The following is an 8,925-nucleotide window of genomic DNA, read 5'->3' on the forward strand; positions in this document are numbered from 1 at the left end:
GGACGACCCTTCCCAGGCTGATCAACCAGGAGATCATCCTCACCGATCAGTCAACGTGACAACACCGGCTGGACTCCTCGATCTCCACGTTCTCCAGGAACGCCACGAACCGCGAGGCGCTCTCCAGGCGGTCGATGTCCTGCGCCGCCTGCTGGGCGATCAGGTGCAGGTCGACGGTCAGGGCGTGCACGCGACGGCCCCAGGCCGGTTCCTCACCGAGCGGGCAGGGGCCGGCGGCCTGGGCGGCCGCGATGACAAGGCTGTAGTCCACGTCCTCAATCATGACGGCCCGGCGCGGCGTGCGAGCGGCCCGCCAGCTCCACGCTGCGCAACCGCGTCGGGCCTCTAGACAGCGACGGCGGGGCGTGGGCCGTCTCTGGCACGGCTGGCCTCTCGCTCGGCCTCTTGCCGGACGACGATGCGGCGCAGCTTCCCTCAGCACGAGGGTGCCGGTACCGCTGTGGCTGTCTCCTGGCCGACAGCGCCTGATTCGGGTCGTGAGAAGCGGTAGCACTGGTCGATTCGTGCGTCGGAGCTGGAGACGAGGACGGAGACGATCACCGTGTCCCCCTCGTGCACTACATTCTTGACGTCGAAGGATCGGCGTCTCGTGGGGTTCAGGACATGCTGTACACCCTCGGGTGTCAGGTCCTCGGTGTACATGCCTGATATGCGCGTCAGCGCCAGGCGGACCCGGTTACCGATTTGGGTGCTCGGACGGCACGCGGCGTCGTCGCGCTCGGATACCTTCGATGTCCACGCCTGGCCAGGGTGTTGGGTGTACGTGAAGACGAAGCAGCGGGTCACCTGGATCGATCCGCCACCGGGGAGCATGGTTTCCGCATCGTATTGGGCGGATGACGCAGCCGTGGCAGTGAATTCGCGGTAGGTCGCGTCGTAGGTGATCACCGGGGCTTTGGAGTACTGCCAGATCACTCGGGTCAGCGTGTCGACGTCGGTGGTGCCGCTCGTCTCGAGTGCGCGGACTGTGTCATCCGCCCTGGCTTGAGCCTGCTCGAGGATCGCTGCCAGGGCCCGCTCCCTGCGCTCGCTGTTGACGTTCCCGTCGTGCCAATGCCGATACCACAGCCAGGAGACGACGAGGCTTAGAACGGCAGCCAACGCGATCAGCACGGTGAGGCAGCCGGTGGTCACGAGGCGGTTCCCCGGCCTCGTGACCACCGCACCTCCAGTTTGGTCAGGTGCCACTAGCTGCCTTTGTATCCGATACCGGCCAGTGTCTGCTCCATGACCCGTGCATAGCCTGTGGTGCCGGCGTTCTTGGGATGGAACGACTCGAGGCTGGCACAGATGTTCTCCCCGGGCCAGGGCAGGCATGGGACCTGGTTGGCCGGGTCTCCGGCGTGGAAGTCGCCATCGCCGTTCGGGCCGGCGACGATACGGTTGATCCACTCGTCGCCGTCACAGATACCGTGCCCCTGGAAGGCGGGTATCGGGTCGGCGAAAGCCACCTTGGTCCCGGCCTTGCTCAGCTCCGCCACCTTGGCCTTCTGCTTGTCTCGGACGTAGTCGGCCAGCTGGTTCAGGGCGTCGAAGTCGGCTGTCACGCATTGCTCGTCACTGACCAGGCGTGGATAGCCCATAAGGACGATCTGTGCGTTCGGCGCGGCGAGTGCGATGTCGGCGATGAGACCCCCGGTATCAAGTACCGCTTGGTCGACCTTGCCTGTGTAGTCGGCGGGGTCACATACTCCGACGATGTAGCAGTTCGTGACGGCGTTGGTGAAATTGTCCCCGTCGTTGCCGCCGATGGTCAGCATGACCAGTGTGGTGTCCGGGCTGAGGACGCCGGAGTCGATCTGGCTCACCTCATGGTAGTTGCCGATCCTTCCCCAGGGCAGAGGGTCGCCTGGGGTCAGCTGCGAGGTCTTCGCACCGGAACAGCTGACGTCGAGGAAGTCGACAGTGGCGCTCCTGTTGTCCGAGAGTTCGCCGAGGCTGGTGCTGTGACCGGGCAGCCGGAGCTTGCGCGGCCAGGAGTTGTCGCTGCGTCGGCAGGCGTTCCAGTCGCTCTCTCCGTGGTCTCTGTCGGACTCGGGTGAGTAGGCTCCGGCTCCCTCGCCGGAGGTGTAGGAGTCGCCCATGGCGACGACCATGTGCTTGGGCTTGCCTGACAGCGGCTGGAAGGCGACGGCGTCCCAGGCGACGTCTTCGTCGGCGGTGCCGTCGGCGGTAGTGTTCGTCAGTTGGACTTGAGGGGTGCCGGTGAAGCGGTAGACGCCGAGTTCCACCCAGGTGTTGGCGCTGAAGTGGGTGTTGACGTAGCGGTGTCGGTCGCCGCCGGCGACTCCCTTGATCACGTAATGGGCCTGCTGGGTGTGCGCCCCCGTGTCGGGTTGGTGGGCGAAGACGCGTGTCCACTCGACGTCGCGGTCGAGGGTCCAGGTGCCGTCGATGGTCATCCTGTTGCCAGGACCGCCGAGGTGAGCGATGTCGCGGGTGTGCGTGTACCAGAAGTGGCCACCTTGTCCGCCGCCGATCTGGTGCAGGTCTCCCTTGGCTTCGTACTGGCCCAGGCCTGGACCGGTCGCCAGGGGGTTGGGGTGGAAGGTGAACTGGAAGTGTCCGGCGTCGGTGCCGGACGCGCAGCCGCCGTAGGTCGCGGTGTTGTCAGGTATGGACTCCACGATCAGTGCCCCGGCAGGGGCAGCGCCGCACTCCGGTGTGCCGTACTGCAGACGGTAGCCACGGCCGGGTTCCGCGCGGGACGTGACGTACTTGACATTCTCGTGACCGCAGTCGGCGTCACAGTTCGCCTTCCACGTCACGTTTGCGCCGCGCCACCAGTACGTCTCATAGCACTTCGCGTCGGGACAGTCGGGCGGGTTGGCGGCATCGCAGTTGTTGGTGGCGTTGCAGAACGCGTCCAGTGGCGGCTTGATCCGGTCGCGCTGGCCTGGGTTGATCCACCAGGCGGGCCGGAAGCCGGCGGAGTCGTAGCCGGACTCACCGGGCCAGTCCTGCCGCCCGGAAGTGGCATAGGAGTAGCCGGTGTCCATGGACCAGGCGGCCCAACCCATCACCTTTTCCTGGTAGGGCCAGTTCTGGGGCTTGGCGGCGTCACGCGGGTCGGACATGAACGGGTCCCGCGAGGGCGGGTAGAACGGGTTCGCGGGGTTGTTGTACCAGCCCAGGCCCCACGGCGTGCCGTCACCCTTGTTCTCGTTGAACCCGAGATTGTAGTTCCACAGGGCGGCGAACCAGTTCTCCGGCTTCGACGGGTCGTCGTTGTTGACGGTGATGGTCTGCCCGGCGGTGTGCACCTGGTTCCACTTGTCCGCGAGGATGTACATGGACGCGGCGATGTTGACCGCGTAGTCCAGAGCGACGGCCTTCTGCTTTGTCGGGGACAGGGACGTCTCACCCGGCTTCTCATAGCCGGCGAGCCGCATGCCGTCGGTGACCTGACCGACTCCGTAGCCACAGTCGGACTCGTGCCAGCGAATCCTCCAGTACGCCTCGGACGTCTCGCCCTCATGACCGTAGAAGCCGGCGATCGCCGCTTGGGGGTTGCCCATCTGACCGGGGATGGCGCCGCCTTCCGCCTGCCACAGGTTCGACTCCTGGGCGAGCACGCCCAGCAGCACCTGCGCCGGGATCTGTCCACCGCCCTTCAAGGCGGGAGGCGGGAAGAGTCCCTGAGGGTCGACGGTGCCCAGGCCCAACTGGGAGCGCCAGCCTCCCTGCGTGATCCAGTTGGCGCGCAGTTCGCCGCGGATCGCCATGTTGACAGCCCATTCGACCTGGTTAGGGGTCGGCTGCAGGGCCAGCGCCTTGACGTCGTTGCGGGGGATGGAGCACCAGCGGTCGGTGTCCACCGGGTTGTGCGCCCGTGCGTCGGCCGCTTGAACGGTCCGCGCGTTCTTTCCCGGTGCCTTCTCCGTGGCGGCGGCTGCGCGCAGGGCAGGTGAGAAGGAGCCTTTTCCTGTGTCGCTGGTTGTGTCCGTGACCGCCTGGGTGATCTTCTCGCCGGTGGCGGTCGCGACACTGGTGATGGTCAGCGGGTCGGCACTGTCCCGCGCGGGGTCGTCAGTGGCGCGAGCTCGTGGTGTCGGTTCTGCCTTGGTGAAGCCCTTGCCTGCGTTGCCGATCCGTTCCAGGCCTGCACGGACGCCGGGCATGAGGACGGGATCGACAGCGAGTCGGCCGTGGGTGGACACATCGGTGTCTGCCGAAACGTGCAGGCGGGTGATCCCGGTGCCGGCAAGGTTTGCGTCTGTGGTGTCTCCGGTGAGGAATGCCCGGCCGTCGGTTCCCTGCTGGAGGGCCAGGTCGCCCAGCTCGCCCGTCGCGAGAAGCGACGGTGCGCTCCCCTTCTTCCACAGTTTGGCGTGGGCGGTGTTGTCCTTACGGTCGAGGAAGGCGATGCCCTTGCTGGTGGGGCGGATGCTGAAGGGCACCTCGTTCGCGGAAGCCAGCCGCGTGAGGCTGCTCTTCGTCAGGTCGACGCGCACCAGACGGCGGCCGTGTGCCGCGACAAGACCGTCCTTGGTCGGGACGGCGGAGGTCACCTGACCAGTGACAGAAGTGTCGCTGGTCGTCTTGCCGCTGGTGTCGACGGTGACGAGCCGGGTCTTGCTGTCGCGAAACGCCGTGAAGACGGCCGTGCGTGTTGTGGGGTTGCACGACGGATCGAAGTAGGCCAGCGATCCGGTGAAGGGCAGTTTCGTCACCTGACCGGACTTCAGATCGACGACTGCGGTGAACGCCCCACCCTGCATCAGGTCCGGCTTGTTCGTGAACGTCCGGGGCGCATACACGACCGCAGCGTGATCACGGTCCATGACGCAGGAGTTGCCGATCCACGAGTCCGCCGGCATGCCGGGCTCGGCGAGCGTCGCAGCGGTTCGCCACTGGTAGGCGTCCTTGCTGTCCGCCACGAGGACCTTGAATCCGTCGTTGTCTGCCGCTGTGGTCACGGCCCGGTCAAGCGAGGTGTCCCAGCTCTTTCCGAGCTTCTTGCCGGGGTCCGGCACACGCGTGGGCACGTCGGACGACGGGTAGCTGCCGGTCGGCTTCGGTGCAGGCTTCGGGTTGGGAGGGCTCGAGTCGGCGAACGCCGGCGCGGCCTGTATGAGCCCGGTCAGGATCGCACTGGCCGCAAGGCCGGCGATTCCGCTACGAGCTAGTCTGTGAGCTCTCAACTACTACTCCAACAATGCGATGTCAGGGCGTACGGAAGGGGCCCGGCGCGGCTTCTGCGGAAGCTGCGACGATCGACCAGAACAGTGACGACGTGGCATCAGCGAGGACCGTTCCTACTGCCCTCCTGAAGACCGGCCTCGGCGGTGGAGCGCTCGGCCCGACGCTGAACCGGATCGCCGCGGTCCCGACCAGGGGCGTACGGGACCGCGGCTGACAGCCAGGACGCACGTCTCTCAGGCGCCGTCGTGCAGTGCGTCGTCAGCACGAGATGAGGCTGACCCGGCCGATCACATGGTTATGTAGTCGGCCTTGTCGTTGAAGGTGCCACCGGTCGGGTAGCTGGCAGTGGAGAACTTGTAGCAGTACCCGTTGGTCAGGACCATGTACGGGTCAGGCAGGCCCGTTCGGGCGTCGTAGACCGACACACCGCCCTGATCGCGCTGTACGCAGCCGGCACTGGCCTTGTCCCGGAAGTCCCAGTCCCCGAGCTGCTTGGTCCCCTTGGCGCTCCACTGAAGCCGGCGCCCCGTGAAGTCCGAGTGCTCCCACAGGCAGACCCACCCGTACGCGCAGTCGCTCCAGGCTGTAGGACCGAACGCACCGTCGGCCGTTGCTGCAGCCCCGCCGGTCTTCGACCCTCTGGTCGTTGTCGGGGCGAATGCGGCCATTGCCTGGTCCGCTTCGGCGGCGCTGTCGTAGCAGTAGACCTCACCGCTCGGTACTTCGGTACAGGCCTGTGCCCCCTGCCAGCCGTCAGCCAGGTTGATTCTCTCGCCCTTGTAGGTGGCGATGACGGGCTTGGATTCGGCAAGCTGCTCCTGCAGCTGGGCCTCCTCGGCCTGCGTGGTAATTCTGACCTCAGGTACTGCGACGGGCTCCGGTACCGCGGTTGCAGTCGTCGCGCTCGCCGCCAACGCACAAAGGGTGGCGACAGCCGGGACAAGGACGCGTGCAGAGCGCATGCTGCTTCTCCTGTGATGGTTTTGTGCCGGTGATTCACAGGGATCCCACAGCACGCTCCGTGGGTGCGGGACGGCCGCGATCGAGTATGTCGGGTTCTCGATCACGATCGTCCGGATGTTCGATCTTGTGCGGGTCGTCGTCATGGGTGTATGACGTTGTGCCGCGCGGCCGTTCGCCCTCTACGGAGTCTGTCCGGCCTCGTCGACGATGCCGCTGTCGATGACGGCGACGGAGGTGACGACTGTGCCGGCTTCGCCCCAGGCGTTGTCCACCACAAGAACTGTGCGCTCACCCAGGAGTCGGGCCGTGCTCCTGTCGAAGATCCATTCAGTGCGCTCACCGTCGTGCGTCCGGGCGACGGCGACCCCGTTCCGTCCTGCCGCGTCGACGGCGTCGGGGACGACGTCGACGCCGGGAATAAGGGCAGCGGCGCGGTAGAGAGCCGCAGCGGTCTCGGGAGGTGTCACCCCGTTCCGCAGAAGATCACCGATCGTGACGAAGGCTTCCTGGTCCGGTCCCGTCGTGGAGCCGGAGCCAGCTCCGTGATTCCTCTCGGCGTCGTCGCGGATCCGCTTCAGCAGAGTGTCAGGATCGGTCGGCAGGGCGGCCAGGAAGTCGTAGGTCGGCGCGTTCAGATTCCCCTCACCTGCGGTGCCGGGCAGCAAGCTGTCGTTGCCGTCCTTGCGCTGCAGAGTCTGCTCGCTGCCGTCCACCGAGGTCCACTGCTCCATGCTTTCGTCCTCGCGCAGGGGCTCCATTTCGCCGGCCGTGGTCTCGGACAGCACCGATGTGTGGCCGACCGTCTTCACGTACGAGTACTGTCCGGCGCGCACCGTCGTCTGCGGCGTCGTCGCGGCGGCCAGAGCCGCTCTTTCCAGCAGCTGGACCGATGCTGCTGAGGCCGGTGGCACGTTACCCACAGTGTCAGAGGGTCCGGAGCCGAGGCTGAGGACCGCGACGACAGCTCCTGCAGCGGCAGCTGCCCCCCATACCAGGCCCCAACGTCCTTTCGGCCGCGGTGCCAGACGGGAAGCATGGGAATGCGTCTGCCGGTCGACCTCGCTCAAGAGGTGTGCGCGGCGCGCTGCCACGCGTTCGGGTGCCGGGTCCGGGTAGGGAGCGGGAGGCAGCGTCCGGCTCGCCCGCTCACGCTCGGCTCGTTCCCGCTGTTCCGGATTCATCGTGCTCTCCTTCGGTGGGACGTGCGGGCTGCGGCCACCCCGCTGTGCGATATGTGTCCGCTGTCGGTCCGCGGTTCCGCACCGTCCAGATTCGGCACCACCAGTTCCTCATCGACGAGCCTGCGCAGTTTCTCTCTCGCCCGGGAAAGCCGGGAACGCACGGTGCCTACCGGAATCCCCAAAGCCTCAGCGGCCGCCGCGTACCCCAGATCGGACCAGACGACCAGTGTGAAGACCTCGCGCTCGCTGCGCTTGAGACGCTGCAGCGCTCTGGCGGCGGCGGCCAGGCGTTGAGCATCGGCCATCTGACCGACCAGCTCGTCGGAGAAGTCCGGCAACGCTTCCGGGGGCGGCAGACGGGACATTGCCTCCCGGTGGCGGCGTGCCGACCGAGCGATATTGCGCATCACGTTCGTCGCGATGCCCAAGAGCCACGCCCGAACGCTTCTGACTTCCTCACGCAGCTTGTCACGCAGCCGCCAAGCCTCCAGGAAGGTGAGAGACATGACGTCCTCGGCCATGGCCCAGTCGCCCGTCGTCCGGATCGCGTGGGCGTAGACGACTCGCGCGTGCTCGTCGAAGATCTCGGCGAACGCCGCCCGATCGCCAGACCGGACCCGTTCGTGCAGTAGGAAGTCCACAGCAACAAGTGTCCGCACAGCCACAACGGTTCCACTTCCTCTGCGAGACCGATACGGAACTGAAGCTGAACTGGCACCTATCCCCACAAAAGGCGCAACGACCCGAGGTCGGCCCGGCTGATCTGGTCTTAACGAGGATTGAGTCGGAGCCGCAAGGACAGTGCGCACAGGGTTCCGACCGTTGGTTTGCCTCAGTGGGGTCAGTATCCAGCGCTCCCCGCGACCGGTAGTTGCCTTCCACTGATCGCGGTCATCCGTTGTCGTCGAATCCGGCCCCGAACCACATCAACACCCCAGCCACGAACCAGTCCACCACGACGGCGGGGGCACCGACCGTCCAGGCGCGCGTGTGCCACCTCAGCCACAGATCCGACCAGCCACGCTTTCCTGCTGCTATGTCAGCTGAGCCCCAGTCAACCCGCGCGCCAACCCGCGCGCCAATGTCAGGTCGTGTGCGACACGCGCGAGGACCGGAGCTCCCGACGGGCCTGAGGAGCCCCGACGGATGCGAGACCTTGGGCACTTTCATGCATGAAGAGAGCGTAGCCCCGAAGACGCCTTTGACCTGCGGAAACACGTTTGGCGATCCGACTCCAGGATCGGGTATGCCGATCCTGGAGTCGGGTTACCCGATTCCAGAGTCGGATCAACCCGACTCCAGGATCGGATTGATCCGACGTTGGGGTCGGATCACTTAGCTATGTGCACACGTCTGCCATCTGTGCACATCGCACACCGATCCGACTGTGCAGCGGGATCGCTTAGCAATGTGGTAATGCTCTTCCCGATAAGTGATCCGTTCCCCAGAGGCTGATCGCCTACCGCCCCCATACCGACGTGCAGGGACGGCCCCCACATGGCAGAGCAGGCGCGAAAGATCCTCGCCCTGGTCGATCAGGACACGGGAGGGCGTTGTCACGTTGACTGATCGGTGAGGATGATCTCCTGGTTGATCAGCCTGGGAAGGGTCGTCC

7 protein-coding genes are annotated in these 8,925 nt (G+C 66.1%); 1 reads left to right on the top strand and 6 read right to left on the bottom strand.

Going from position 1 to position 8,925, the window contains the following annotated elements; all coding sequences use genetic code 11:
* Positions 1-46: 46 nt before the first annotated feature.
* From IE142_RS34175 to IE142_RS34185, 3 genes are all read right to left on the bottom strand, one after another.
* Entirely contained in the window at positions 47-271 is a 225-nt protein-coding gene (locus IE142_RS34175) for a hypothetical protein (protein ID WP_229831171.1), read from the bottom strand.
* A gap of 164 nt (positions 272-435) precedes the next feature.
* Complete coding sequence (locus IE142_RS34180) at positions 436-1,155, bottom strand: hypothetical protein (RefSeq protein ID WP_191889335.1); 720 nt, start codon at positions 1,153-1,155, stop codon at positions 436-438.
* 53 nt (positions 1,156-1,208) lie between these two features.
* Positions 1,209-5,165 carry an SGNH/GDSL hydrolase family protein gene (locus IE142_RS34185; protein ID WP_229831173.1) on the bottom strand — a complete coding sequence of 1,319 codons (3,957 nt, stop codon included), beginning with the start codon at positions 5,163-5,165 and terminating at the stop codon, positions 1,209-1,211.
* Between the two features lie 92 nt (positions 5,166-5,257).
* Between IE142_RS34185 and IE142_RS37460 the strand changes: the two genes are divergently transcribed.
* Complete coding sequence (locus tag IE142_RS37460) at positions 5,258-5,380, top strand: hypothetical protein (protein ID WP_268252998.1); 123 nt, start codon at positions 5,258-5,260, stop codon at positions 5,378-5,380.
* 73 nt (positions 5,381-5,453) lie between these two features.
* On the opposite strand, the gene IE142_RS34190 is transcribed toward IE142_RS37460, so the two are convergent.
* The 3 genes from IE142_RS34190 to IE142_RS34200 are packed head-to-tail and all read right to left on the bottom strand — an operon-like array spanning position 5,454 to position 7,951.
* On the bottom strand, positions 5,454-6,272 hold the full coding sequence (locus IE142_RS34190; RefSeq protein WP_191889336.1) for a peptidase inhibitor family I36 protein: 819 nt from the start codon (positions 6,270-6,272) through the stop codon (positions 5,454-5,456).
* A 36-nt stretch (positions 6,273-6,308) separates the two neighbouring features.
* Positions 6,309-7,310 (bottom strand): CU044_5270 family protein, encoded by a 1,002-nt coding sequence (locus tag IE142_RS34195; protein ID WP_191889337.1) that lies wholly within the window; start codon positions 7,308-7,310, stop codon positions 6,309-6,311.
* Positions 7,307-7,951, bottom strand: a complete 645-nt coding sequence (locus IE142_RS34200) for an RNA polymerase sigma factor (RefSeq protein ID WP_191889338.1) — start codon at positions 7,949-7,951, stop codon at positions 7,307-7,309. Before IE142_RS34200 ends, IE142_RS34195 begins: the two co-directional genes overlap by 4 nt.
* Positions 7,952-8,925: the final 974 nt, after the last annotated feature.

This window comes from Streptomyces mutabilis, assembly GCF_014649815.1.
In the GTDB taxonomy this organism is placed as follows: domain Bacteria; phylum Actinomycetota; class Actinomycetes; order Streptomycetales; family Streptomycetaceae; genus Streptomyces; species Streptomyces mutabilis.

Excerpts from the sequence above, each read along its gene's own strand:
- IE142_RS34190 (WP_191889336.1), bottom strand. The coding sequence starts at position 6,272 with ATGACGACGACCCGCACAAGATCGAACATCCGGACGATCGTGATCGAG.
- IE142_RS34195 (WP_191889337.1), bottom strand. The coding sequence starts at position 7,310 with ATGAATCCGGAACAGCGGGAACGAGCCGAGCGTGAGCGGGCGAGCCGG.